This is a genomic window from Flavobacterium lacisediminis, assembly GCF_025909975.1.
Lineage (GTDB): Bacteria > Bacteroidota > Bacteroidia > Flavobacteriales > Flavobacteriaceae > Flavobacterium > Flavobacterium lacisediminis.
Window position 1 is genome coordinate 105,690 of record NZ_JAPCIO010000005.1, and the last position, 24,926, is coordinate 130,615.

At 32.4% G+C, this 24,926-nt stretch carries 25 protein-coding genes; 9 read left to right on the plus strand and 16 right to left on the minus strand.

Features of this window, described 5'->3' with window-relative positions:
• The first annotated feature begins 33 nt into the window (after window positions 1–33).
• Window positions 34–675, plus strand: a complete 642-nt coding sequence (locus OJ995_RS08715; protein WP_264369063.1) for a protein-L-isoaspartate(D-aspartate) O-methyltransferase — start codon at window positions 34–36, stop codon at window positions 673–675.
• On the opposite strand, the gene OJ995_RS08720 is transcribed toward OJ995_RS08715, so the two are convergent.
• Together OJ995_RS08720 and smpB are read right to left on the minus strand one after the other, a co-directional pair.
• Window positions 676–1,038: a helix-turn-helix domain-containing protein gene (locus OJ995_RS08720; protein WP_133607516.1), complete on the minus strand. Its 363-nt coding sequence runs from the start codon at window positions 1,036–1,038 to the stop codon at window positions 676–678.
• A gap of 10 nt (window positions 1,039–1,048) precedes the next feature.
• Window positions 1,049–1,501 (minus strand): SsrA-binding protein SmpB, encoded by a 453-nt coding sequence (gene smpB, locus OJ995_RS08725; protein ID WP_133607514.1) that lies wholly within the window; start codon window positions 1,499–1,501, stop codon window positions 1,049–1,051.
• A gap of 139 nt (window positions 1,502–1,640) precedes the next feature.
• Between smpB and OJ995_RS08730 the strand changes: the two genes are divergently transcribed.
• The 3 genes from OJ995_RS08730 to OJ995_RS08740 all read left to right on the plus strand — a co-directional run bounded on the left by OJ995_RS08730 (window position 1,641) and on the right by OJ995_RS08740 (window position 3,378).
• Window positions 1,641–2,315 carry an OmpW/AlkL family protein gene (locus OJ995_RS08730; protein WP_264369064.1) on the plus strand — a complete coding sequence of 225 codons (675 nt, stop codon included), beginning with the start codon at window positions 1,641–1,643 and terminating at the stop codon, window positions 2,313–2,315.
• Between the two features lie 174 nt (window positions 2,316–2,489).
• Window positions 2,490–2,771, plus strand: a complete 282-nt coding sequence (locus OJ995_RS08735; RefSeq protein ID WP_264369065.1) for a hypothetical protein — start codon at window positions 2,490–2,492, stop codon at window positions 2,769–2,771.
• A gap of 16 nt (window positions 2,772–2,787) precedes the next feature.
• The gene (locus OJ995_RS08740) at window positions 2,788–3,378 is read left to right on the plus strand and encodes a hypothetical protein (protein ID WP_264369066.1); all 591 of its coding nucleotides are present in this window, start codon (window positions 2,788–2,790) and stop codon (window positions 3,376–3,378) included.
• Window positions 3,379–3,409: 31 nt separating this feature from the next.
• Here OJ995_RS08740 and OJ995_RS08745 read toward each other — a convergent pair whose 3' ends face one another.
• The 10 genes from OJ995_RS08745 to fahA all read right to left on the minus strand — a co-directional run bounded on the left by OJ995_RS08745 (window position 3,410) and on the right by fahA (window position 15,558).
• On the minus strand, window positions 3,410–4,255 hold the full coding sequence (locus OJ995_RS08745; RefSeq protein ID WP_264369067.1) for an aldose 1-epimerase family protein: 846 nt from the start codon (window positions 4,253–4,255) through the stop codon (window positions 3,410–3,412).
• Window position 4,256: 1 nt separating this feature from the next.
• Window positions 4,257–5,774 (minus strand): hypothetical protein, encoded by a 1,518-nt coding sequence (locus OJ995_RS08750; RefSeq protein ID WP_264369068.1) that lies wholly within the window; start codon window positions 5,772–5,774, stop codon window positions 4,257–4,259.
• 13 nt (window positions 5,775–5,787) lie between these two features.
• Window positions 5,788–6,930 carry an ABC transporter ATP-binding protein gene (locus OJ995_RS08755; RefSeq protein ID WP_264369069.1) on the minus strand — a complete coding sequence of 381 codons (1,143 nt, stop codon included), beginning with the start codon at window positions 6,928–6,930 and terminating at the stop codon, window positions 5,788–5,790.
• Window positions 6,931–6,933: 3 nt separating this feature from the next.
• Window positions 6,934–7,494: a GNAT family N-acetyltransferase gene (locus OJ995_RS08760; protein ID WP_264369070.1), complete on the minus strand. Its 561-nt coding sequence runs from the start codon at window positions 7,492–7,494 to the stop codon at window positions 6,934–6,936.
• A gap of 23 nt (window positions 7,495–7,517) precedes the next feature.
• Window positions 7,518–8,126 (minus strand): DUF2238 domain-containing protein, encoded by a 609-nt coding sequence (locus OJ995_RS08765; RefSeq protein WP_264369071.1) that lies wholly within the window; start codon window positions 8,124–8,126, stop codon window positions 7,518–7,520.
• On the minus strand, window positions 8,127–8,630 hold the full coding sequence (locus OJ995_RS08770; RefSeq protein ID WP_264369072.1) for a DUF4199 domain-containing protein: 504 nt from the start codon (window positions 8,628–8,630) through the stop codon (window positions 8,127–8,129).
• Between the two features lie 39 nt (window positions 8,631–8,669).
• The gene (locus OJ995_RS08775; protein WP_264369073.1) at window positions 8,670–9,914 is read right to left on the minus strand and encodes an MFS transporter; all 1,245 of its coding nucleotides are present in this window, start codon (window positions 9,912–9,914) and stop codon (window positions 8,670–8,672) included.
• Window positions 9,915–10,064: 150 nt separating this feature from the next.
• Window positions 10,065–12,668 (minus strand): ATP-dependent chaperone ClpB, encoded by a 2,604-nt coding sequence (gene clpB, locus OJ995_RS08780; RefSeq protein ID WP_264369074.1) that lies wholly within the window; start codon window positions 12,666–12,668, stop codon window positions 10,065–10,067.
• Window positions 12,669–12,888: 220 nt separating this feature from the next.
• Window positions 12,889–14,070 carry a hypothetical protein gene (locus tag OJ995_RS08785; protein ID WP_264369075.1) on the minus strand — a complete coding sequence of 394 codons (1,182 nt, stop codon included), beginning with the start codon at window positions 14,068–14,070 and terminating at the stop codon, window positions 12,889–12,891.
• A 201-nt stretch (window positions 14,071–14,271) separates the two neighbouring features.
• Window positions 14,272–15,558: a fumarylacetoacetase gene (gene fahA, locus OJ995_RS08790; protein WP_264369076.1), complete on the minus strand. Its 1,287-nt coding sequence runs from the start codon at window positions 15,556–15,558 to the stop codon at window positions 14,272–14,274.
• Window positions 15,559–15,670: 112 nt separating this feature from the next.
• Here fahA and glyA point away from each other — a divergent pair, with 112 nt between their 5' ends.
• Window positions 15,671–16,945, plus strand: a complete 1,275-nt coding sequence (glyA, locus tag OJ995_RS08795; RefSeq protein ID WP_264369077.1) for a serine hydroxymethyltransferase — start codon at window positions 15,671–15,673, stop codon at window positions 16,943–16,945.
• 69 nt (window positions 16,946–17,014) lie between these two features.
• On the opposite strand, the gene OJ995_RS08800 is transcribed toward glyA, so the two are convergent.
• Window positions 17,015–18,040: a M28 family metallopeptidase gene (locus tag OJ995_RS08800; RefSeq protein WP_264369078.1), complete on the minus strand. Its 1,026-nt coding sequence runs from the start codon at window positions 18,038–18,040 to the stop codon at window positions 17,015–17,017.
• A 167-nt stretch (window positions 18,041–18,207) separates the two neighbouring features.
• Here OJ995_RS08800 and OJ995_RS08805 point away from each other — a divergent pair, with 167 nt between their 5' ends.
• The 3 genes from OJ995_RS08805 to OJ995_RS08815 all read left to right on the plus strand — a co-directional run bounded on the left by OJ995_RS08805 (window position 18,208) and on the right by OJ995_RS08815 (window position 20,654).
• Entirely contained in the window at window positions 18,208–19,767 is a 1,560-nt protein-coding gene (locus OJ995_RS08805; RefSeq protein ID WP_264369079.1) for a protein adenylyltransferase SelO, read from the plus strand.
• Between the two features lie 93 nt (window positions 19,768–19,860).
• Window positions 19,861–20,196: a bacillithiol system redox-active protein YtxJ gene (gene ytxJ, locus OJ995_RS08810; protein ID WP_133607410.1), complete on the plus strand. Its 336-nt coding sequence runs from the start codon at window positions 19,861–19,863 to the stop codon at window positions 20,194–20,196.
• A gap of 140 nt (window positions 20,197–20,336) precedes the next feature.
• On the plus strand, window positions 20,337–20,654 hold the full coding sequence (locus OJ995_RS08815; RefSeq protein WP_264369080.1) for a hypothetical protein: 318 nt from the start codon (window positions 20,337–20,339) through the stop codon (window positions 20,652–20,654).
• A 3-nt stretch (window positions 20,655–20,657) separates the two neighbouring features.
• On the opposite strand, the gene OJ995_RS08820 is transcribed toward OJ995_RS08815, so the two are convergent.
• The 3 genes from OJ995_RS08820 to OJ995_RS08830 all read right to left on the minus strand — a co-directional run bounded on the left by OJ995_RS08820 (window position 20,658) and on the right by OJ995_RS08830 (window position 23,338).
• Complete coding sequence (locus OJ995_RS08820) at window positions 20,658–20,951, minus strand: hypothetical protein (protein ID WP_264369081.1); 294 nt, start codon at window positions 20,949–20,951, stop codon at window positions 20,658–20,660.
• A 78-nt stretch (window positions 20,952–21,029) separates the two neighbouring features.
• Window positions 21,030–21,695 carry a response regulator gene (locus OJ995_RS08825; RefSeq protein ID WP_264369082.1) on the minus strand — a complete coding sequence of 222 codons (666 nt, stop codon included), beginning with the start codon at window positions 21,693–21,695 and terminating at the stop codon, window positions 21,030–21,032.
• Window positions 21,696–21,697: 2 nt separating this feature from the next.
• The gene (locus tag OJ995_RS08830) at window positions 21,698–23,338 is read right to left on the minus strand and encodes a tetratricopeptide repeat-containing sensor histidine kinase (RefSeq protein ID WP_264369083.1); all 1,641 of its coding nucleotides are present in this window, start codon (window positions 23,336–23,338) and stop codon (window positions 21,698–21,700) included.
• Between the two features lie 201 nt (window positions 23,339–23,539).
• Here OJ995_RS08830 and OJ995_RS08835 point away from each other — a divergent pair, with 201 nt between their 5' ends.
• The gene (locus tag OJ995_RS08835; protein WP_264369084.1) at window positions 23,540–24,916 is read left to right on the plus strand and encodes a hypothetical protein; all 1,377 of its coding nucleotides are present in this window, start codon (window positions 23,540–23,542) and stop codon (window positions 24,914–24,916) included.
• Window positions 24,917–24,926 lie beyond the last annotated feature (10 nt).

The following is a 24,926-nucleotide window of genomic DNA, read 5'->3' on the forward strand; positions in this document are numbered from 1 at the left end:
TTTCTATTTTTACAAAATAAATTCGTACCCAAATTGAAAGATACTAATAAGCATCAAGGACTTAGAAATCAGCTCGTAAAACAGTTGGAAGACAAAGGAATTACCGATAAAAATGTATTGGCAGCCATTAGTAAAATTCCGCGCCATTTGTTTTTAAATTCTAGTTTTGAAGATTTTGCCTATCAAGACAAGGCATTTCCTATTGGAGCTGGTCAAACCATTTCCCAACCCTACACTGTGGCTTTTCAATCGCAATTATTGGAAGTAGAAAAAGATCATAAAATATTAGAAATTGGAACTGGAAGTGGATACCAAACGGCTGTTTTATGTTTGATGGGTGCCAAAGTATATTCAGTTGAACGCCAAAATGAATTATTTAAAACCACTTCAATTCTGTTACCAAAGTTAAGCATTCGCCCAAAACACTTGTCTTTTGGTGATGGTTACAAAGGATTACCAAACTATGCTCCTTTTGATAGTATTATTGTAACGGCTGGAGCTCCATTTATTCCGCAACCTTTGATGGCACAATTAAAGATAGGAGGAAGGTTAGTTATTCCAGTAGGAGAAAAAGAGCAAATCATGACCTTGCTGATTCGTAAAAACGAAACGCAATTTGAAAAGCACGAATTTGGTGATTTTAAATTTGTACCGCTTTTAGAAAACAAAAATTAATTATCGAAGATTCGTTAATTTTTGTTTTAAAACTTCCAATTCGTCTAAGATGGAAGTGATTTCTTTTTCTTTAGATGAATTCCCAACTTCAATGCCTTTTTCTTGAAGAATTTCAGTAATGGCTTGAATGGCAAATGGATTTAAATCGAAATTATGGTCTAGCTTCACTTTGTACCAAGCTACTAATAAAGGCTTTATGTCGATTTCTAAAATTTGAGCTAGCGTTTGAATTTGTTTTTTTGTTGGAATGCGAAATCCGTTTTCAAACTTACTAATTAAAGCTTGGTCGATTTTTGCTTGTTCCGCTAACTTTCTAGTGGAAAGACCTTTTTCTATTCGGGCTTGTTTTAAAATTTCTTTCATAAAAGTATGATTAGAAACTTTTCTTAATTCGGGCTATATCGCGTTTGGTATCTTGTTCTTTTAACGATTCACGTTTATCGTAATTCTTTTTACCACGACATAAGGCAATATCTAATTTAGCCAATCCTTTTTCATTAGTAAACAAACGAAGTGGCACAATTGTCAACCCTTTGTTATCAGAATCTTTGAATAATTTCTTTAATTCTTTCTTGTTTAAAAGCAGTTTACGCTCACTTTTCGTTTTATGATTGTAGTGTGTTCCGTATAAATATTCTTCAATGTGCGAGTTAATTACAAATAACTCACCGTCATTAAATTCGCAAAAACTTTCAGTAATAGCAGCTTTCCCCAAACGAATCGATTTGATTTCGGTTCCGGTTAAAACGATTCCAGCGGTGTATTTGTCTAAAATTTCGTAATCGAATTTAGCGCGTTTATTAAGTATGTTAACTGTCTTTTGCATAAGGACCACAAATGTAAATCAAAATTGTAGCATTTTAAAACGATAATTAAAGATAAATATTTTTTAATCTATGATTTATATCAGTTTTTAGGTTTTTACATGTAAATATCTTTGACTCATAATTTTAATCTAAATAAAAATGAAAAAAATAGTTTTTGCTTTGATGGCTATGTCATTAATGACAGTAAATTTTATAAATGCACAAGATAACGAGACAAAAGAAGAGTCAAAATCAAATGAATTTAAAAGATGGCAAGTTCGTATAAGAGCTGTTGGAGTTTCTCCAGACCAAAGTGCTAAAATTGGTATTATAGGTGGTGATGTTGCAATTTCTAATGCTTTAATTCCAGAGTTAGATTTTACTTATTTCTTTACAGAACATTTTGCAGCGGAATTAATTTTAGGAACTGCAAAACATGATGTAAAAGCAATTAATACAGCAGCTGGTAATGTTGATTTAGGAAGTGTTTGGTTATTACCTCCAACATTAACGGCTCAATATCATTTTTATACTTCAGATCAAAAGGTTTTTAAACCTTATATTGGAGCAGGAGTAAATTACACATTGTTTTATAATGTAAAATCTGGAGATGTTGCCGATGTTAAGTATGATAATGCTTTAGGATACGCAGCACAATTAGGATTTGACTTGATGTTAAACGATACATTTTTCATAAACGTAGACGCTAAGCGTTTATTTTTAAGCACAGACGTAACTGTTGACGCTTCAAATTTAGCTCCGGGTTTAAGTATCCCTGCTAAAGTAGACATCGATCCTTGGTTGTTTGGAGTTGGTGTTGGGATGAAGTTCTAATAGCTTATTGGTTAGTTTTAATCAAAAAGAGATTACTTTAATGTAATCTCTTTTTTTTTGGCATGTATTTTGAAGTTGATTAAAATATTAGTAGGCCTTGAAATAAAAGAGAAAAAAAGTAATTTTATTTAGATTTTTTTTTAATTTTATTAAACTAACCTAACTAATTAAAATATGAGCACAACATTTGAATTAATAGACAAAGAATTAATAGCATCTTTAAATTTTCCAAAATTGGATGTATTAGAAGATAAAGAAGATATTGCAGAACGCAAAAATGATTTAGACAGAGCACTTTCTTTAGGTAATTTAGAACATGTTAAAATTAAAATTTATTTTGAGGATGATATGTCAAAAAAAATGGTAGAAACTACTATTTGGGGAGTTACTGATAGTAGAGTAATACTTAAACAGGGAGTTGTGATACCTGTAAATAGAATTCACAAAATTGTATAACTATAAACAAAAACGAATGAAAAAAATCGCTCTTTTGGGTTTATCCCTATTATTTACATTAGGTTCTTTAGCTCAAGAAACCAAAACAACTAAAGAAACTAAAAAAGCTGCAACAGAAAAAGCTGAGAAAAACAAAAAAGAAGCAGACAAGAAAAAGAAAGAAGCAGAAAAGAAATCGGCTTCTGTAAAAAAAGATTCTAAATCTAAAGCGGATGAAGCTTCTGATAAAGGTAAATCATCTTCAGCTGATGCAAAGGCTAAATCAAAATCAAAATCTGATGAAGCTTCTGCTAAAGGAAAGGCTACTGCTGCAGATGCTAAAGCAAAAGCCGCTTCAAAGCAAGGTGAAACTAAAGCAAAAGTTGATGCTAAAAAAGCTGACACTAAGGACAAAGTAGAAACAAAGAAAACTGAGGCTAAAGCAAAAGTAAAGAAAACTGAAGTTGAAGAGAAAGAAGACTTAAAAGAAACGACAATTTCTAAAGCAGCTGAGAAAAAAGTAAAAGACAAAGTTACTGGAGAGTATAAAGGTAAAAAAGTATTTACTGGACCAAGAGGCGGTAAATATTATATCAACAAAAACGGTAATAAAACTTATATCGACTAAATTAAAAAATCCCGAGAAATCGGGATTTTTTTTATAAGGTTATTTTGATTGTTCTTGAAAAAGTTTCTCGTGGTTGTAATAAATTAATTCCTTCTTTTTCAAAAATATTTCCATTATGATTTACGTTGTCTGCTAAACCACACCAAGGTTCAATACACAAAAACGGAGCGTTTGGTTTGGTCCAAATCCCTAAATAAGGGAAACCTTCAAACTGAACTGAAAGAACGGGTTTATTATTGTTTAAAAGTATAAGTTCGTTTGATTTTAAATGTTTGAAAACCAAAGCATCTTTTTCAAAAAGCGAATAGTTTAAATTAATCTGTCCGTTTTCTGAATTTATTTTCCGGAATGAATTGCTAAATTGTTCGTTTTCTAATTCATAGGATACAAATTCCTCTGCTTCATTAAATTGTATGGAATAGTCTGAAAAAAAATCATCAATTGCAAATGCCGGATGCGCTCCTATAGAAAATGGCATAGTTACTTCCGATTTGTTTTCAACAGAATACTTCATTTTTAATTCATTTCCGTCTAATTCATATTCTAATTGTAATTGAAATTCAAACGGATAATTTTTCAACGTTTCGGAATTACTTTCCAATACAAAAATAACAGAATTTTCGGTTTGATTTAGAATTTGAAATTCGAAATTTCTGGCAAAACCATGTCTTGGCAATTCATATTTTTTATCAGCAATGGTGTAAGCATCATTTTTTAATCGACCTACAATTGGAAATAAAATGGGCGATGTTTTGTTCCAATAAGTTTCATCAACTGTCCAAATATAATTTTGGTTGTCTTTTTCTAATCGAATTAATTCGGCACCAAGTGAATCAATTGATGCCGAAATTTTGTTATTTGAAAGTGTAATTATCATATTAATCTTCTGAAATTCCTTTCCAGTTTCTAATAATTTTTGATAAAAAGAAAAGTGTTAGAATGGCAAAAATAAAATTTAATGAAAACATATGAATTATATGCTCCCTCATCCATTCATATTCGGGAGATGTATAGTTATAATCGTATCTATTTTCACTTCTTAAATAATGTTCTTGTATCATTAAATAAAGTAATGGAATAACAGCAACAAATGACCATAAAAATAAATTCAGGGCAATTCGGCTCAACTGTAAGTTTTTCTTTTTAGAATAGATGATGAAAAAATAAAATATGATTCCTAAAATGGTAAGTAATATTAAATAAAAATACAACATGTCAGCTCTTGAAACTACAGTAAAAATGCCATAAATAATATTAATTATTCCGGCGCTAACAACAGCAATTAACCAACTTTTTCCTGAAGTGACACGAAACGAAAATACCAATATTGAAAAGCCTAAAGCTCCATATAAAAAAGCAAGTATAGCAATTTCATCAAAAAAATCATCTGTATGTGCATCAGAAACAATATCATATTTATCTTTTAAAACATCTTGTTGTACAAAATATTTTGAATATTTTCGCTCATTTACTGGAACTTCCACAGCATAATCATAGCTATTGTATTTGTATGAATTATCAGTTTCATATTGTTTCAAATAAGGTTGAATGTATAAAAACTCTTTAAATTCAGGAGCTTTGTAAATAATTTCGAACCATTTATCTAAAGTTAGATTAGTGGCTAAATTGTGTTCTCTAATTAGGTTTAAGTAATTATTCATTAATTTTTTAACTTCAGCCTGACTGTCTTGATGTAACCAATTTTGAACTTGTATTCTATTTAACGAATCTTGTTCTCTTGAAATGACAGTAAATCCAAATGTATTTCTATTTACTAATGAAAATTGATCGTATTTTTTTTCACCAAAAACAATGTAATCTTTTCTAAAATGATGATAATTGGTGTCTCTTCTATTGTCATAGTAATCGTTTTCATATTCATTTATGTATTCTTCTTCACCATTTAATTTTGATCGATGTATTGAATCTAATTCAGTTTCTCCAAAACTTCCATCAATAAACATATCTGCGGTAGCAATAGTTTTGCAACGATTGGTAGTTTCTTCAAGCGAATAATAACTTTTTTGATGTAGTTGCTTTCCAACATGAAATGGAACATAAAAAGTAAACAAAAATGCACTAACAACAAATATTTGTAACCATTCGTAAAATAAACTATATTTTGATTTACTGTAAAATGATTTTAAAGAATTGTTTTTGAAGTAGTTAATAAGCCATATAATAATTATAATTATGTTGATTAAAACACCAAACATAATTGATGTGGCTTCAATATCGATATTATTTCTGTTTGAAAAATCGATGGTTCCGTCGATGTAGCCTAAACCAAAGAAGATGATGTGCATTAGAATTCCAATAGCAATCATTGGAACAAATTTGGTATTCCAAAGTAATGGATATTGAAGTAAAAGTTTTTTCTGTATATCTTTAAACATGAGATTTTTAATTTTAGTTCACAAAAAAGCGACGGGTTGAATTTGAAATGTTTCGCATATAGCTCAAAGGAACCGATTGATTAACAACCGTTTTCATGAAGTCGTTGATGCTAATATTTTCAGGGAAAGTAGCAATAAAAGTTCCGCCATTTTGCTCTAATGAAATGATTTCTAAAGTAGCAAATACTTGTTTTAAATCGCTTAAATTTAACGAACTTTCAAATTCTATAATGCAATTTTTACTAGCATCATTTTCGGCTTGTAAATTCTTTTGCGAACCACGTTTTAAGAAAACCACCTGATTTGATGTTTTTTCTACTTCGTATAATTGTTGTGAACTCAAAACAATAGCAATAGGTCTAAATGCTGAATTAGCGATGTTTCTAAAATCATCTAAAACAGTTTGTTGTGCCAAAATATCTAAGTTGGCCAAAGGTTCATCAATCAATAAAATTTTTGGTTTTCTAAGTAACATTCGAGCTAATTCGAAGCGCATTTTATATCCAGAAGATAAGTTATTCCAAGAGTGATTTCTAAATTTTCTTAAACCTAATCTTGTGATGACTAAATTAACCACTAGATTGTTTTCTTCAGGTTTATAACCGTAAGAGCTAGCGGTGAACTCTAAATTTTCATACATAGAACCACGCCAAGTGTCTGTTCTTTGCGGAATATAAACTAATTTGGTACGTAAATCATACAAATCATCATACTGAAATTGATAATTTATGGTTCCAGATGTTGGATGCAATTCCCCACAAATACTTCGTAATAAGGTAGTTTTACCGTTACCATTTTCTCCAACTAAACCAATAATTTCTCCTGTTTTAATATCTAAGTTAATCGGACCCAATCCGAAGGCAGAATTGTATACTTTTTGAAGATTTTTAACCGAAATAATGGTTTGATGATCGTGACATTCTTTTGAGCTTAAAAAGGTATGGAGCTCTGTAAGTAAATTAGAAAGTTGACTTAATTTTTCAATTTCGTTATTTTCATTGTAGTCGTGCCAATCTAAAAATGCGTTTGTTTTTTGGTAGAGGTCAATATCTTCAGTATCTAAAGTAAAATCGATAATACGTTTGATTACTTGATTGTAATCTTTAAAATCTAAAAGTTCTCTGACTTCTCGAAATTGTTTTTCAAATTCGGTCATATATTATTTTGTAAAATTTCGTTTTAGTAAACCATACATTACAGTATCGGTAAATTCATTGTTGTAATAAAAATCTTCTTTAAAATGTGCTTCTTTTACAAAGCCAACTTTTTGTAAAACACGTTCCGAAGCGATGTGTCTTGAATCTATAACTGCAACGATAGAATGAAAATTTAAGGTATTGAAAGCAAAATCTAATAATGTTTTCACAGCTTCTGTTACATAACCTTTTCCACTATGCTCTGGTGTAATCATGTAGCCTAATTCGGTTCTGAAATTTTCAGGTTGCGTTCTGTAAAATCCCATTAATCCAATGCATTTGTCACTTCCTTTTTCAGTGACAGCCCAGTTAATATCTTGGTTTTCGTCTATTTTATCATTAATTATTTTGATATGATTTAAAGCATCTTCAATAGTTGTTGCCAATGGTCTTGGTATGAATTTCATAGTTTCAGGATTACCACGGAGAGCAAAAATTTCAGGAGCATCTTCATTGGTTAGTCTTCTAAAACGTAAACGTTCCGATTCTAGTATCGGAAAAGGAGAGAAGTTAAGTTGTAGCATTATTTTTTATAATTTGAATCTTGTTATTGAGTTTGAAATTGCTCTTGAATTGCTTTATCGTGTTTTTTACTGAAGAAAATCAACATACAAATAGCACCAATGGTTGCATATAACATATCAGATTGTGTATCCCAAACATAGCCTTGCGTTCCTAAGAAAGCATCGCCTCCTTCACCAGTACATAATGAAACAGCCCATTCTAACCATTCGTAAGCCGCACTAATCGCTAAACAAACCGCTACAATGATAAAGTTAAAGAAACTCTTATTTGAAACAACATTTTTGCGAATAAATAATTCTCTTACAATCATTGCCGGAACAAAACCTTGTGCAAAATGTCCGACTTTATCGTAGTTGTTTCGAGTTTGATTGAACGTTTCTTTTATCCATTCAAATGGTGGTACTTCGGCATAGGTGTAATGTCCGCCAAGGAATAAGATGTAACAATGTATTAAAATGAAGAAATATGTAAAATTGGTAAATTGAAAACGTTTATAGGTGAATGCTAAAATCGCAAATCCTATTACTGCAGGCAGTACTTCTAAAAACCAAGTAAAATATTCTTTTGGATAAATACCAGAAATTAGTAATCCAGCGAAGAATAATAGTGAATAAAGTTGTAATTTTTTCATTTAGTTGATTTGCTTTTTCATTAAAATTAAAGCACTTATAAATGAAAAGGCAATTCCTAATGGCAAGATTTCCATATAAGTAAATAGAATAACCATAACAGGATTTTTATACATTTCTTTAAAGGAATTCATCTCTTCGGTTACTTTAGCCAATTCATCTGGACTTGCTTTTTGAATAGCCATATCCGTATAATGTTCTGCAAAATTTGGAAAAAAATTATAAAAGATAATTAACCAGACTACTACATAAACTGTTGAAATAAACAGGGTAATCCAAAAACCTGTAAGAAAAGCATTCCCAAGAGAAATGAACCCATTATTTGCGTCTCGTTGTTGCTTAATTCCTAATACCACAAAGATGAAAGCAAGTAGCATTCCTGCAAATCCAAAAATCATACTGACTTCTTTTTCAGGATTTGCTTTCATATACATAGTAACAGATGCTAGTAATGCAGTAACAATTATGCTTCCAAATAATCCATTTTTTAAAATAATGTTATTCATGATGCTTAGTTTTTGGTTAGTTCTTCAAATTTAACGAAATTATTCATTGAAATCTAAATCTTTATTATGTGTTTCAGAAATAGTTAGAGTGGAGTAGATGCCTAGTGCAAAAGCAAAGAAACCTACAATCGCAGCAGCAGCAATCACACCGTTATTTACTTTTAAACCGTCAAAAGCCAGTAACATAACTGGAACTAATCCACGAACCATATTGGGAATAGTGGTAGTAGCTGTACTTCTAATATTGGTACCAAATTGTTCAGCTCCAACAGTTACAAACATTGCCCAATAACCCGTTCCTAAACCTAACCAAGCACAATAAAAGTAGTACATGTTTTCCGATTTGGTTCCACCAAAAAGCATCAAACAAACTCCAATGATGGTAAACAACATCATATAGAAAATGGCTTTTTTACGAGAATGTAACCAATGCGAAATAAAACCACTGGCAAAATCTCCAACCGAAATCCCAACATAAGCCCACATAATAGCTTTTCCCGGCTGAATATTATCAATTCCCATTACAGGTGCAAATTGATTGGCCATAACCGCTAAAATTCCGATACAAAACCAAGTAGGTAATCCAATAGCAATACATTTCATGTATTTTACGAAACGATTCCAATTGGTAAAAAACGAAAAGAAATTCCCTTTTTTGATGTTACTATCGTGTTTGATATCGTTGTAAATTCCAGATTCTGCTACGCTAATTCGTAATACTAAAAGCATTAATCCTAAAGCTCCACCAATATAATACGCAATCGTCCAATCACCTGCTAATTCTACAGTTAATTGTGCCACAACAGCTCCAAGTAAACCAAATCCTGCTACAATGGAAGTTCCAATTGCTCGTAATTGTTTGGGTAACGATTCTGATACTAAAGTAATTCCGGCACCAAGTTCACCTGCTAAACCAATTCCGGCAATGAATCGCAACCAAGCATATAGCATGGTTTTGTCTTCCACAGGAAAGTGAGGTAAATATCCACAAGCAATATTAGCTAAAGAGTACACTAAAATGGAACCAAATAGAACTGAAAGTCTTCCTTTTTTATCGCCTAAAACTCCCCAAAGAATTCCTCCTAAAAGTAAACCTACCATTTGAAAATTAAGAATCATAGTTCCAGCAGTATCGACATCTAAGTTCATGTCTTTTAAGCTAGGTACACGAACGATACCAAAAAGTAGTAAGTCATAAATATCAACAAAGTAGCCTAAAGCAGCTACAATTACAGGAAATGATAATAAGTGTTTTAGTTTTTCTTGGGTTGTAAATTCTTTCATTGGGTTTCATTTGTTTCAAAAATAAAAAAATAAATGGTTCGTAAGATAAAAAAGAAACACCGACTCCATACAGAATCGGTGTTTCCCAAACTAAAACAAACTTAACCCATTATAAACCCATGGATTACGGGATATTTTGGTGAATTGATTTTATTTTACCAACTCATTTTGATTTCTGAACACTAAATTACCATCAAAACTATCTAATAATATAATGCTGTCAGTTGTTACTTTACCTGCTAAAATTTCTTTTGATAGTTGATTCAATACTTCACGTTGGATTACACGTTTTACTGGTCGCGCTCCAAATTGTGGATCGTAGCCTTTTTTAGCTAAATAGTCCACAGCTTCTTTGGTAGCATCCATTGTAATTTGTTGTTGTGCCAACATTTTAATCACACTTTTCAATTGTAATCCCACAATTTCTTTGATGTTTTTATCAGTCAAAGGAGTGAACATTACAATTTCGTCAATACGATTGATAAACTCTGGTCGAACAGTTTGTTTTAATAAGCCTAAGACTTCAGTTTTTGCTGCTTCGGTTGCTGCTTCAATTCCACCTTTTAAATTCTCGAATTTTTCTTGAATTATTTGGCTTCCCATATTTGAAGTCATAATGATAATCGTATTTTTGAAATCCGCAACACGACCTTTGTTATCCGTTAATCGCCCTTCATCTAAAACTTGTAATAAGATGTTGAAAGTGTCAGGATGTGCTTTTTCAATCTCATCTAGCAATACTACTGAATACGGTTTTCTTCGAACAGCTTCAGTCAATTGTCCACCTTCATCATAACCTACATATCCAGGAGGCGCACCTACTAGTCGGCTAACTGCATGACGCTCTTGGTATTCACTCATATCGATACGCGTCATCGCATTTTCATCGTCGAATAAATATTCGGCTAACGCTTTAGCTAATTCAGTTTTACCAACACCTGTTGTTCCTAAGAATAAGAAAGAACCAATTGGTTTTTTCATATCTTGTAAACCAGCGCGACTTCTACGAACAGCATCACTTACGGCTTCAATAGCTTCTTCTTGACCCACAACTCTTCGATGTAATTCTTCTTCTAAGCGAAGTAGTTTTTCACGTTCACCTTGAAGCATTTTCATTACAGGAATTCCAGTCCATTTGGCAACTACTTCTGCAATATCTTCACGAGTTACTTCTTCTTTAATTAAGGAAGTTCCAGCTTGATTTTCTAGTAATTGTGTTTGTAAAGCATCTAATCGTTCTTGTGCTTCTTTAATTTTTCCGTAACGAATTTCGGCTACTTTTCCATATTCACCATTGCGCTCGGCTTGTTCGGCTTCAATTTTGAAATCTTCTATTTCTAGTTTTACCGCTTGAATATTATCAACTACATCTTTCTCTGATTTCCATTTGGTGAAGATTTCGTTGCGTTCTTCTTTTAGATTCGCTAAATCCAAACCTAAACCTTTCAATTTAGTTTCGTCATTTTCACGTTTAATCGCTTCCATTTCGATTTCTAATTGCATGATTTTTCTATCCAAAACGTCTAATTCTTCAGGTTTTGAATTGATTTCCATTCGCAATTTTGAAGCCGCTTCGTCCATCAAGTCAATGGCTTTATCTGGAAGAAAACGATTGGTAATATATCGTTGAGATAATTCCACAGCCGCAATAATAGCATCGTCTTTGATTCGCACTTTGTGATGCGTTTCGTATTTTTCTTTGATACCACGCAAAATCGAAATGGCACTTTCAGTATCAGGTTCATCGACCATTACTTTTTGGAAACGTCTTTCAAGCGCTTTGTCTTTTTCGAAATATTTTTGATATTCATCTAGTGTTGTGGCGCCAATTGCACGCAATTCGCCACGAGCTAAAGCAGGTTTTAAAATGTTAGCTGCATCCATTGCACCTTCACCGCCTCCAGCACCAACTAAGGTGTGAATTTCATCTATAAAAAGCACGATATCACCTTCGGCAGAAGTTACTTCTTTAACTACCGCTTTTAGTCTTTCTTCAAACTCTCCTTTGTACTTGGCACCAGCAATCAGTGCTCCCATATCTAGTGAGAATACGATTTTGTCTTTTAAATTTTCAGGTACGTCGCCATCTACAATTCGATGTGCTAAACCTTCGGCAATGGCTGTTTTACCAACACCCGGTTCCCCAATTAACATAGGATTGTTTTTGGTTCTTCGAGTAAGAATTTGTAATACTCTACGAATTTCTTCATCACGACCAATAACGGGATCTAATTTGCCATTTCTAGCTAAATCATTTAAATTTTTAGCGTATTTATTTAATGAATTATAGGTTTCTTCTGCAGAAGCTGAAGTAACTCTTTCACCTTTTCTAATTTCAGCAATTGCGGCTTCCAAACCTTTTTCAGTTACACTTTGGTCTTTTAAAATTTGTGCTACTTTACTTTTCGATTTGAAAATAGCTAATAATAAATGTTCGATAGAAACATATTCATCGTTCATTTTTTTAGCAATGATTTCGGCTTCAGTTAAAGTTGACGAAGCACTTCGTGAGAACATTAAATCGCTTCCTGAAACTTTTGGAAAACTCTGAATCGTGCTGTCTAATACTTTTTTGAAAAGATCAACGTTAACGTTTAATTTTTTCAAAATGAAAGGTGTAACGTTTTCGTCTACTTCTAAAATTCCTTTAAATATATGTTCGTTTTCAAGCTGTTGGTGCCCAAAACTTTGCGCAATTTGCTGTGCTTGTTGCAATGCTTCTTGCGATTTGATTGTGAATTTGTTGATGTTCATATTCTTAATTAATCCTTTTAGTGAGTTGTTTGATATGGATTATTCAATATATGTTCCAATTCATATAAGATGTCAAAATGTCTTTAATTTAAGTGTTTTAATCTTGTTTTAATGTCAAAATGACACTGTTTTTTGATTTTTCTTACTTTAAAAGACACATAAAGATACAAAAAAAGACAGTATGTGATGATACTGTCTTCTGTTAATTAAGTTATAAAATTTACCTTCTAAACTTATTGTTTGTGATAATTCCTTTGAGTTTAGCTTTTAAATCTTCACCTGTATCGTAAACCATTTGTTCATTACTTGGGAATGGAACAGCTCTTCTGTCAAAATATTGGTAATAATTTTCTTCACAAGCGCGTTTGTCTCCGTTATAGTTAGCGTAGATGTAATCAAAAATAAATTCGCTTGTTACTGGGAAAGCATCAATTAATTGATTGGTTCTAAAATCAATATAATCTACTTTCGCGGTTACTTGACATGATTTGAATTGGGTAAATTCATAAATACTAACTGTAATAGTTTTCATGTTGTCCACTTTAATTGGATTTCCTAAACTATCTTTTACTACATTTCCGTTGGCATCTAAAAGTGTTTTAATACCATCTTTGATTTGTTTTTCTTTCACAAATTGTTTTTCTCTCACTTGTTCTGGAGAGATATTGATTTGTCTGAAATTTACAATCATACCAAAATCGTAATTGATATTTTTCTGTTTGTTGTTGTGATAAACAGTCCATTTATCATTGATTCCATAGGTGCTAAAATCCAATAAATCGTCTTGTAAACGTTTTGGAATAACCATATTAGTCTCGTTTTTTGTATATACATGAACAAAATCAGTTCCTTTAAATTGCGCTTCATCCATTAAGGCACGAACGTCTTTATAATTAGGATTTAATTTATCTAAATACGCTAAATCATCGTAAGCTTGTCTGAAATCCATTTTGTTTCTTGAAGTCATTAATTTTTTAGCATTGGCATATAAAAAACCAGATAGATTATTTTTACTACTAATTAACTCATCCGAATAATCATCCATTGGAAAAATAGCATTTCTACCTTCTTTAATTAATTGTAAAGGTAAAATTGGTTTAATTCTTTCTTGGCGATTGTGTAATTGTGTGTAAAGATTAAATATTCTTTCGTAGTTTGTAGGATTGTTTTCTTTTATTAACAAATTCAACGATTCTAAATCGCGTTGTTTTGCTTTAGCAAAAGCTTCTTCTAGTAAGTAAACATAATCTTGGTTTCCTTTAGAGTTTTTATTAGTTCTTAAACCTTCTAAAGCTCTATTTATAGCGCCGTCATAATCGCCATTACTTAGCATAGATTGAGTTTGCTTCACCCCGCATGAAACAATTAATAACGATAAAAATAATAAGGTAATTTTTCTCATAAAATTTGAAATTTAGGCAAATATAGAATTTTTTTGTAGCTATTTGCTTCGTCAGTTTGCTTTTTTAAAGTACATGACCTGCTGGCTATTCTATCTTTGTTGTTTTTGAGGTAAAGACAAAAAGGATGCCATTTCATTTGGACAATAAAAAAAACTCCGAAAATTGACTTTCGGAGTTTGTATTATTGTATGTAATGATTTTTAGAATTTCAAATCAATAGCGGGTAATAATTTGCTTGAAACTTCTCCAAAACCAATTCTAAGATTTCCTTTTTGGCAAAATCCTCTCACAATAACAGTGTCGTTATCATTAATGAATTTTCTTTCAGTACCATCTTTTAAGGTTAAAGGTTTTTGTCCACCCCATGTTAGCTCTAACATTGAACCGAATGAATCTTCAGTAGGACCAGAAATTGTTCCACTTCCCATCATGTCACCTGAATTTACTCTACAACCATTTATGGTATGATGTGCTAATTGTTGTGCCATTGACCAATACATATATTTAAAGTTCGAACGCGAAACCACCGTCTCTTCTGAATTTTCAGGTTTGATTATTACTTCTAAATTGATATCAAACGCTTTTTCTCCTTTTTGTTGTAAATATGGTAATGGTTCTGGAGATTGCTCAGGTCCTTTCACTCTAAAAGGTTCTAAAGCATCCATAGTAACTATCCAAGGTGAAATTGATGAAGCAAAGTTTTTTGCTAAGAAAGGTCCAAGTGGCACATATTCCCATTTTTGAATATCACGCGCACTCCAATCGTTAAATAAAACCATTCCGAAGATGTGTTCTTCTGCTTCTTCAACTGGAATTGGTTCTCCCATTAAGTTTGCATCTGTAGTAATAAAAGCTGTTTCTAATTCAAAATCCACTAATCTAGAAGGTCCGAAAACAGGAGTTGTTTCTCCGTTTGGTAACGTTTGACCGTAAGGTCTGTGTACAGGAATACCTGAAGGCACAATCGTAGAACTTCTTCCGTGATAACCTACAGGAATGTGTAACCAGTTTGGTAATAAAGCGTTTTCTGGATCACGGAACATTTTTCCTACGTTAGTAGCATGTTCTTTTGAACTGTAAAAATCGGTATAATCTCCAATTTGAACTGGTAAAAGCATTTCGATATCTTCTACTTTAAAGATAACTACCTCGCGATGGTCTTTGTTGTCTCTTAGTGCTGGATTATTTTCATCGAAAAGTTCTGCTAAGCGATTTCGTACTAATCGCCATGTTTTTTTCCCGTCAGAAATAAAGTCATTAAGTGTGTCTTGCATGAACATATCATCTGTAAGTTCAATGCCTTCAAAATAACCTAATTGTTGTAAAGCACCCATATCAATAGCGCAATTTCCAATTCGGGTTCCTATGGTGATAACATCTTCTTTTGTGATGAAAACCCCAAACGGAATATTTTGAATAGGAAAATCACAATTTTCGGGCACATTTATCCACGATTTTCTATTTGGGTCGTTTGCTATATTTGGCATAATTGTATTGTTAGTTTGTTGTTGAAAAATTATGAATCAAATATAAAATTATCTAGCAATGTAACAAACCTTTTTTGTAATTTTGACCTAATTTTAACGAATATTTATTGCAATGCAACGCGACGAACAAATTTTTGACCTAATTCTTGATGAACAAGACAGACAAATTCACGGAATTGAATTAATTGCTTCTGAAAACTTTGTAAGCGACCAAGTAATGGAAGCTGCAGGTTCATGTTTAACCAACAAATATGCTGAAGGATATCCTGGTAAAAGATATTACGGAGGATGTGAAGTAGTAGATATTGTAGAACAAATTGCAATTGACAGAGCAAAAGCTTTGTTTGGTGCGGAATATGTTAACGTACAACCTCACTCAGGTTCACAGGCGAATACAGCTGTTTTTGCTGCTTGTTTGAAACCAGGTGATACTATTTTAGGATTTGATTTATCTCACGGAGGTCACTTAACACATGGTTCTCCAGTTAACTTTTCTGGAAAATTATACAATCCTGTGTTTTATGGAGTAGAAGAGGAGACAGGAGTATTGAATTATGATAAAATTCAAGAAATAGCAACTGCAAACAAACCAAAAATGATTATTGCTGGAGCTTCGGCTTATTCTCGTGATATGGATTTTAAACGTTTCAGAGAAATTGCTGATAGCGTTGGCGCTTTATTATTAGCTGATATTTCACACCCTGCAGGTTTAATTGCAAAAGGTTTATTGAATGATCCAATTCCACATTGTCATATTGTAACTACCACTACTCATAAGACATTAAGAGGTCCAAGAGGTGGAATGATTATGATGGGGAAAGATTTCGAAAATCCATGGGGATTAACTACTCCAAAAGGAGAAATTAGAATGATGTCTCATGTTTTAGATATGTCAGTTTTCCCTGGTAATCAAGGTGGACCTTTAATGCATATTATTGCAGCTAAGGCGGTTGCTTTTGGAGAATGTTTAACGGATGAGTTTTTCCGTTATGCTATGCAAGTGAAAAAAAATGCACAAGCAATGGCAGAAGCATTCAATAAAAGAGGATACAAATTAATTTCAGGAGGTACAGATAACCACATGATGTTAATTGATTTAAGAAACAAAGGGATTTCAGGTAAAGATGCTGAAAACGCATTGGTAAAAGCAGAAATTACAGTAAATAAAAACATGGTGCCATTTGATGATAAATCACCATTTGTTACTTCTGGTATTCGTGTGGGAACTCCAGCCATCACAACTCGTGGTTTAGTGGAAGAAGATATGGAAACGGTTGTAGCTTTAATCGACAAAGTATTAATGAATCATACTGACGAAGCTGTTTTAGAACAAGTAGCGGAAGAAGTAAATGATTTAATGAGCGAAAGAGCAATGTTTGTATTTTAATCAAACATTATCCAATAAAAAAACTCCTGACTAATCATCAGGAGTTTTTTGTTTTTATAAAGTTCGGATTTATTTTCCGTCTCTGTCTACTTTAATTCTTTCAGGACGATTGGCTAATTCCCAAGCTAAAGCAAAAGCTAATTGTGCTCGTTTTGCTAAAGCATCGTATTCAATTTTATCTGGAGTATCACTTGGTAAGTGATAATCTGCGTGGATTCCGTTAAAGAAGAAAATTGAAGGTATTCCTTTTTTAGCAAAGTTATAGTGGTCAGAACGGTAGTAAATTCTTTCTGGATCTTTTCTATCGTTGTATTTGTAATCTAATGTTAATTGCGTGTATTTAGTATTTGCTTCTTCGTTTATTGTATGAAGTTCACTACTTAATCTGTCTGATCCAATTACATAAATATAATTGTTTGTTGCAGGGTGAAGTGTATCTCTTCTTCCTACCATGTCAATATTAATATCTGCAATGGTATTTGCTAATGGGAATAAAGGATTTTCTGAATAATATCTTGAACCGTGTAAACCATGTTCTTCACCAGTAACGTGTAAGAATAAGATAGAGCGTTTTGGTCCGTGACCTTTTTTCTCTGCTTCTTTAAATGCTTGAGCAATTTCTAATAAAGCTACAGTTCCAGAACCATCATCATCGGCACCATTATAGATTTCACCATTTTTCATTCCCACGTGGTCGTAATGCGCAGAAATAACTAATACTTCATCTGGTTTTTCAGTACCTTTAATGAAAGCCCAAATGTTTTCTGAGTCATTTAATTTAGGAGCAAATCCTCTTTTCATAAATTCAGAAGGCACTTTTTGGTAAAAATCAGTTGCTCCTGGAGGAAAACTGATGCCCATTTTTTTGTATTCGCTAATTAAATATTCACCTGCCTTTTTTTGTCCAGGCTCACCTGTATTTCTTCCTTGCATTTCATCACCAGCAACAATATATAAGTGTTTGCTTAGTTCTTCTGCTTTAATTGTTGCAATATAAGTGCCTGCGTCTGCTGGAGTTTTTTGTGCTGTTTGCGCTGACGAACAGCTAGCAAGAAGCATCGTTAAAATGGCACCTGAAAACATTATTTTTTTCATAGATAGAAGTTTGTTATGTTATTAGATAAAACAAATATAATCAGTTAGTAGCACAAATAGTTTTTTTATTACAGTTTGTAAATAATTTTAACAAATTTTGAATATTTCTTTTATTTATTTCAAAGTAACAATGAGTACCTTTGTAGGGTTACGACACTAATTACTTTATGAAATTACACTTAAACGATACTTTCAATCAGCAATTGCCTGCCGATTCAAATGTTTCAAATACAAGAAGACAAGTATTTGATGCTGCTTTTTCGTTTGTATCACCTCGTGTTCCTTCAAAGCCTAAATTAATTCATGTTGCTGATGAGGTGGCTGAATTATTCGGGATTTCTAAAGCAGAAACACAATCTCTTGATTTTTTAAATTTGGTTTCAGGAAGTAGTGTTTATCCAGATTCAAAACCTTATGCCATGGCGTATGCTGGACATCAATTTGGGAATTGGGCAGGACAACTTGGTGATGGAAGAGCGATTAATTTGTTTGAAGTTTTACACAATAATCAGCGTTGGACATTACAATTGAAAGGAGCAGGGGAAACGCCTTATTCGAGAACAGCAGATGGTTTTGCCGTTTTACGTTCTTCTATTCGTGAGCATTTGTGTAGCGAAGCGATGTATTATTTGGGTGTACCAACCACTCGTTCGTTATCCTTGGTGACAACTGGTGACAAAGTTTTACGAGATGTTTTATACAACGGAAATGCCGCTTATGAAGATGGTGCAGTAGTGTGTAGAGTAGCTCCTTCGTTTATTCGATTCGGGAATTTTCAATTGTTTGCTGCTCGTAAGGATATCAAGAATTTAAAGACATTAGCCGATTATACGATTCAGTATTTTTATCCTGAAATTACTGTTTCGGGAAAAGAAAAGTATTTGCAGTTTTATCAAGAAGTGGTGAATAGAACGGTGGAAATGGTGTTGCATTGGCAACGCGTTGGTTTTGTTCATGGTGTGATGAATACGGATAATATGTCGATTTTAGGATTAACTATTGATTACGGTCCGTATGGATGGTTGGAAGATTATGACCCAGATTGGACACCGAATACGACTGATGCAGAAGGCAGAAGATATCGCTTTAGAAACCAACCTGATATTGCTTTGTGGAATTTGGTACAACTTGGAAATGCTTTGTATCCGTTGATTGAAGATATTGCTTCGATGGAACAAGTATTGAATAGTTACAGTCAGCAATTTGACAGTCAATTTCCGATACTGCAACAACAAAAGTTGGGTTTACTAGCGGAATATGATACTCCTTTTCAAGATGAATTAATTACTTTGTTAACTGCTTCAGAAACGGATATGACGATTTTCTATCGCAACTTGGCCAATGTAGTAAAAACAGATACTTCTGATGAAGCGTTAGCTAAAATTGCCTTAGCGTTTTACCAACCCGATAAAATTGTAGCGACATTAAAAACGAGTTGGTTGAATTGGATGGAATTGTATTTGGAGAAAATTAAAGCAGAAGTTCTTTCAGATGAAGAACGAAAACAAGCTATGAATACCATTAATCCCAAATATGTGTTGCGAAATTATATGGCACAATTAGCCATTGAAGCCGCAGAGAAAGAAGATTATACGCTTATTGACGAATTATATACGTTGCTTAAAAATCCATACGACGAACAACCGCAATATGAAAAGTGGTTTGCCAAACGACCAGACTGGGCGCGACATAAAGTTGGGTGTTCTATGTTGTCGTGTAGTTCTTAAATTGCTATAGGTTTTAAGCTATATGCAATACGCTTTTTAAATAATATTCTTGCCAATAGCCTAGAGCTTATGGCATAAAGCAAATAAAAAAATATGAAAAACTGGAATCCCATAACTACTGAAGAACAAGTAAGAGAAATTGTTGAAAAATCGAATGAAAAACCTCAAATTATCTTTAAGGATAGTGTGACTTGTGGTATTAGTGCTTATGCTAAGGAGCGCTTGGTTAGTGGAAATGATGTGTTAATTGCTAAAGCCGATTTCAATTATTTAGATTTACTTTCATATCGAAGTGTTTCTAATTTTATTGCAGAGGAATTAAGTGTGATTCATCAATCGCCACAAATTATTGTTTTAAAGAATGGGGAAGTGGTGTATCGTGTTTCGCATCATAGCATTCAGGCAGAAGACATTGCTAAGTATTTGTAGTTTTGGATTTAAGTATTTTCTAAAATAGGAACCGATTTTATATCTGTGATTTCTGTAATTTTTTCTAGAAATAGTATAACACTTTAGTCAATTGAAGTGTATAATTTTATGTTGTAAATAATTACTAACATTATACTATTATGAAAAAAACAACTCTTTACTTATTGATGCTAATAATGTCGATAAGTTTCTTTCCAAACACTATGACAGCTGCTGGTAATCCATCCAATACACCTGTTGCAAAACCTATTGAAGTTCCTGCGCATGTACAAGTACAGTTAGATCGTTTGAATGAAATAAAAGCAATGGACAAGTCAGAAATGACTTCAACAGAAAAAAAAGCACTTCGAAAAGAAGTGAAAGTTATAAAATCTTCATTACGAGATAGTAATAGTGGTATTTACTTATCTGTTGGGGCTGTAATTATTATTATTCTATTATTGATTTTATTGTTATAATACTTATTTTTTCTTTCCAATTACAAAATTTAATCCTTTTTTGATTGTATTTTGTAATTGGAAAAATAACGATGGTGTATTCGTTATGGCTGATTTGCTATAATGGATGTCAATACATTCTTTGCATAGTGAAATCGTATAATCTGAAGATTTTGTTTCTGCAATTACTTCTTCAATTTTTGTAAAATCTCCAAGATTTGCAAATTGACTTGAGTTATTTAAATAAGAACATCCTGCTACATGTAAGCAATAATTTCCTTTTGCATCAGGTTCGGTATGTAAATAGTAGTTAGGCATGAAATAGCGTTGTTTTGTACAAAGCTAACCTCAAGAAAATTTAATTCCGTACGGAAATCCGTAAATGAATAAAAAGATTTAGATAATACCTAAATCTTTTGAAAGAGCTATAAGGTGGATAGTAGTTTTTGCTTTAAAGACATCTTTAAGTTTGCTAACTCTTTTTTCGATATAACTTTTACTGTTAGGTTTAATGTCTTTCGATTTAAATAATAGTTCCATTTCTTCAATGGTTACTCCTTTAGCTAAGTGTGTTAGTACCTCTACATCGTAATCTTCTATTTCATTAAAATTAGTATCTTTCAATGCATGAGCTAAATTTTGAGAGATAAAGTTTCCACCAAATAATATTGTTTCCATAGCCGTTTTTAATTGACTGATACTATTTCTGCCTTTATGAACAAAAGCATTCACTTTTAAATCCTTAATTAAGGTTTTGATTACAAAAGATTTGTCTTCTACTGTGTATACTAATACAGGTATTTCAGGTTGTATTTTTCTAATAGCCATAATTAATTCTTCTCCACTTTTTAAAGAAACGGTTCTGTAGTCGGTTTCAAAGGATAAATCACTGATTAATAAATCAAATGGAGCTTTGTCTTGTATTGCTTTTTTAGCTTTTAGTAAGGCATCATCGCAATATTTAGCGTGTTCAATTTCTTTTACCCCCATATTTTCAAGGGTCTGAATTAAGGCGATATTGATACTATCAAAATCTTCGGCTATTAGTACTTTGGTAAACATACTTATTTCGGAATTGTAATTTTTACTTTAAAACCTTTATTAGGTTCAGTATCAAAAGTAATGTTTCCGTTGATAGAAAAAATGCGGTTTTCCACATTTTGCAAACCATTTTTTATTTGTAATTGATTATCGGTCCCTTTTCCGTTGTCTGAATAGTTAATTTCTAATGCAGAATTAGTCTCTTTAAAGCTTATCATTACTAACGAGCAATTGCTATGCTTTTTCATGTTTACCATGAGTTCTTGTAGTACACGATATAAAGCAATTTTAATTTCTGAATTTAAAGGTACTTCATGTAATGCACTCGTGTTTAAAATTACATTGATGGTATCGCTTGAATACGCATTAATCATGTGTTTTAGTTGTTCTAAATAGTTTTTACCAGTGTTAATTTCCTTATTTTCATTGGAAATGTTTCGCGCACGTTGGTAAATAGTGTCTAGGTTATCTAAAAGTGTTTCTTTGTTTTGTTGGTCTTCCAAATTCTGAGTTTCGGCAAAGGCAATGGTGTTGTGAACATCATTGGCTAATTCATCATGTAAACGTTTGGCAATTTTAGTTTCGGTAGTGTATTGGGTTTCTAAAATTTTGCGTTTGTTTCTTTGAATAGTTAAACGATAAAGCAAAATGAAAACGGCTACACTTAGTATTAATAATACTATAAAACCATACATTTTATATTGATAAGCTGTTTTTTCTGTTTCCGCTTTTTCGGAATCGTATTTGATTTTAGCAAATTGGTTTTTAGCTTGTTGTCTGGCTTGTTGCAAGCTGTCATTAATGTGAATATAAGTATCGTGATATTGGTTTTTTAGGTCGTTGTTAGTAGTGGTGGTAAAGAGAAGGTTTAACGCCTCTAATCGATCATCGGGAATAAATGCTTTTGTAGCTGAATGGTATGCTTTCTGAGTCCATTCTTTTGCGGTTGCGGGCTCTTGGTTTTTATAATATTCGGCTAAATGCATATAAGACGATACAATTTGCGAATCGTCATTATTGGTTTCTCTAATTGTTTTTGCTTTTTTTAGATAGGATAATGCCAATTTATCATTTAAGTGAAACAACGCAATTCCTTTGTTATCTAGTACGCGAGCATAATCTAAAGGTGATTCTTGAAGGATTTTTTTGTTTTCTATTTCGGATAATAGGCGAACCGCTTTTTGATATTCTTTTTGTTTGATGTATAAATACCCAATGTTGTTTTTTGAAATATAAACGGTTAATGAATCTTCGGTTATTTGAATTGCTTTTTCGAACATTTTTTTTGCCTCTTCATAGTTGGCTAGATGCATATAATTTAATCCCAACGAGTTGTAGGCATTAGTTTGATAGGGTACCGGAATAGTTTTGTCAAATAGCTTTATGGCTTGTGTAGTTGTGGCTTCACTTCCTATATAATCGCACTCTAAATTTTCGATGTGTGCCATTCGTAACAAGTTAAAAACAGCTCGTTTGGTATTGTTTTGTTCTTTGTTGAAGAGAAAAGATTGATTGTAATAATAATAGGCTTTTCGGTATTGTTTTGTGGCGAAAAGATTTTCTGCTTGTTCTAAATTCGCATCAAGCGCAGGATTTTCTTCTTGGTTTTTACAAGAAATAATTAGGAATAAGAAAGCAAGAAAAGCAATTTTTAAGCAAGACATCACGATTGGATTATATCGCCCGAAAATAGGCAATTTCTTATAGTTTTAAAAGTTTTTATGGTACAAGTTGTGTTGAAACTTATAATTTTTTGTTTGATACGGAAATACGTACGGATTTCATATTGTAATCTTTTAATTTTAAAAATGTTATGCACTAATTGTAATTTATTAACGTTTTACTATTAACCAAATCTTATTATTATGAAAAACCGTTATTTTTTACTCATTGTATTGTTTTCAATGAGTTTGTTTTCTTGTAAAGAAAAGGAAGAAACAGCTAAACCTCAAGCTGCTACTGAAGAACGATTAGTTCCACCAATTCCTGCAGCAGATATTGTTGCGGATGAATTTCAAATTTCACCCACAAAGGATACGGTGATTTATCACAAATCAGGTTCGGTGATTTCGATACCTAAAGATGCTTTTTTAGATGAAAAGGGTAATGTAATTACGAGTCCAGTGGCTTTAAAATTCAGAATGTTTTCCAATCCGTTAGACATTTATTTAGCGGGTATTCCAATGAATTTTACCAATGAAAATGGCGAAGAATTGGTTTTTGAATCGGCAGGAATGTTCGAAATGAATGCTTCGAATAATGGAAAGGCTGTTCAGGTCAATCCAAATAATAAAATAAAAGTCGATGCAGTAAGTTTTTCAGAGGATGCTAAATTTAATCGTTATGATTTAGATCCTAAAACGAATACATGGCGTGAATTAGGTAAGGATGAAATAAAAACAGCTACAAAGAAAGAAGAATTAGAACGTTTGCCAGAAGCTCCAATTCCTCCAAAAGAGGCGGGAAAATTTGCTTTTCAGGTCACAGACAATCTGAATGAAAATGATAAATTGAAAGCATACAAAAACGTTTGGTTTGAGCCAATTGATGGTAAGCAATGCGGTTTTAGTTTTGCAAAAGACATTTTAGTGAATGACTTAAAGAATGGTACTTATGAAGTGACTTTTGTTCCTTGGGGTGAAATACCTGATACGGCAAAAACTAAATGTACTTGTTATTTAAGTTTTAAAGACAAAGTAAAGTATTCTAAAGAATTAAATATATATAAGAAAAAATATGCGGGTTTAATTTCTAAAATTGAGAACGAACGAAAAAGAATAGATAATGCTTGGGCAAATTATAATAGAAAAGCAAATGAATATAACCGATTTATGCAACGCAAAGAGATTGAAAGTTTAACAGGTAGTAAAAAAATAATGAGAACGTTAGAGGTAAATCAGTTTGGTGTAGTGAATTTAGATTATCCTCATGTGTATCCAAAAGGTGCTAAACTGGATGCTTCTTTTGTAGATGAAAATGGGAAGGCGTTGGATTTAAAACAAGTTGTGTTAGTGGAAATTGGAGTTAATGCTTTGTATCGTTATACCAAAACGATTCATTTTAATCCAGAAAGTCAGAATGTGTTGTGGGGAATGACGGAAGATGGAAAACTAGCGTATTTTACTGCCTCAGATTTTAAGAACTTGGAAGCCCGTTCAGGAAAAGTGGCATTTAAAATGAGGGTTCATCCCGAAGAACTAAAAACGTATGATGATATTATGAACGTTTTGTTTAGGAGTTAATAAAAAAGAC

Bases quoted from the DNA above. Each gene is read 5' to 3' on its own strand.
- OJ995_RS08760 (WP_264369070.1), bottom strand. From the start codon at position 7,494: ATGCTACAACTTAACTTCTCTCCTTTTCCGATACTAGAATCGGAACGT.
- OJ995_RS08785 (WP_264369075.1), bottom strand. From the start codon at position 14,070: ATGAGAAAAATTACCTTATTATTTTTATCGTTATTAATTGTTTCATGC.
- clpB (WP_264369074.1), bottom strand. From the start codon at position 12,668: ATGAACATCAACAAATTCACAATCAAATCGCAAGAAGCATTGCAACAA.
- OJ995_RS08815 (WP_264369080.1), top strand. From the start codon at position 20,337: ATGAAAAAAACAACTCTTTACTTATTGATGCTAATAATGTCGATAAGT.
- OJ995_RS08755 (WP_264369069.1), bottom strand. From the start codon at position 6,930: ATGACCGAATTTGAAAAACAATTTCGAGAAGTCAGAGAACTTTTAGAT.
- OJ995_RS08830 (WP_264369083.1), bottom strand. From the start codon at position 23,338: ATGTCTTGCTTAAAAATTGCTTTTCTTGCTTTCTTATTCCTAATTATT.
- OJ995_RS08775 (WP_264369073.1), bottom strand. From the start codon at position 9,914: ATGAAAGAATTTACAACCCAAGAAAAACTAAAACACTTATTATCATTT.
- OJ995_RS08820 (WP_264369081.1), bottom strand. From the start codon at position 20,951: ATGCCTAACTACTATTTACATACCGAACCTGATGCAAAAGGAAATTAT.
- OJ995_RS08745 (WP_264369067.1), bottom strand. From the start codon at position 4,255: ATGATAATTACACTTTCAAATAACAAAATTTCGGCATCAATTGATTCA.
- smpB (WP_133607514.1), bottom strand. From the start codon at position 1,501: ATGCAAAAGACAGTTAACATACTTAATAAACGCGCTAAATTCGATTAC.
- OJ995_RS08735 (WP_264369065.1), top strand. From the start codon at position 2,490: ATGAGCACAACATTTGAATTAATAGACAAAGAATTAATAGCATCTTTA.
- OJ995_RS08765 (WP_264369071.1), bottom strand. From the start codon at position 8,126: ATGAAAAAATTACAACTTTATTCACTATTATTCTTCGCTGGATTACTA.
- OJ995_RS08720 (WP_133607516.1), bottom strand. From the start codon at position 1,038: ATGAAAGAAATTTTAAAACAAGCCCGAATAGAAAAAGGTCTTTCCACT.
- OJ995_RS08805 (WP_264369079.1), top strand. From the start codon at position 18,208: ATGAAATTACACTTAAACGATACTTTCAATCAGCAATTGCCTGCCGAT.
- glyA (WP_264369077.1), top strand. From the start codon at position 15,671: ATGCAACGCGACGAACAAATTTTTGACCTAATTCTTGATGAACAAGAC.
- OJ995_RS08800 (WP_264369078.1), bottom strand. From the start codon at position 18,040: ATGAAAAAAATAATGTTTTCAGGTGCCATTTTAACGATGCTTCTTGCT.
- OJ995_RS08770 (WP_264369072.1), bottom strand. From the start codon at position 8,630: ATGAATAACATTATTTTAAAAAATGGATTATTTGGAAGCATAATTGTT.
- OJ995_RS08750 (WP_264369068.1), bottom strand. From the start codon at position 5,774: ATGTTTAAAGATATACAGAAAAAACTTTTACTTCAATATCCATTACTT.
- fahA (WP_264369076.1), bottom strand. From the start codon at position 15,558: ATGCCAAATATAGCAAACGACCCAAATAGAAAATCGTGGATAAATGTG.
- OJ995_RS08835 (WP_264369084.1), top strand. From the start codon at position 23,540: ATGAAAAACCGTTATTTTTTACTCATTGTATTGTTTTCAATGAGTTTG.
- ytxJ (WP_133607410.1), top strand. From the start codon at position 19,861: ATGAAAAACTGGAATCCCATAACTACTGAAGAACAAGTAAGAGAAATT.
- OJ995_RS08740 (WP_264369066.1), top strand. From the start codon at position 2,788: ATGAAAAAAATCGCTCTTTTGGGTTTATCCCTATTATTTACATTAGGT.
- OJ995_RS08730 (WP_264369064.1), top strand. From the start codon at position 1,641: ATGAAAAAAATAGTTTTTGCTTTGATGGCTATGTCATTAATGACAGTA.
- OJ995_RS08825 (WP_264369082.1), bottom strand. From the start codon at position 21,695: ATGTTTACCAAAGTACTAATAGCCGAAGATTTTGATAGTATCAATATC.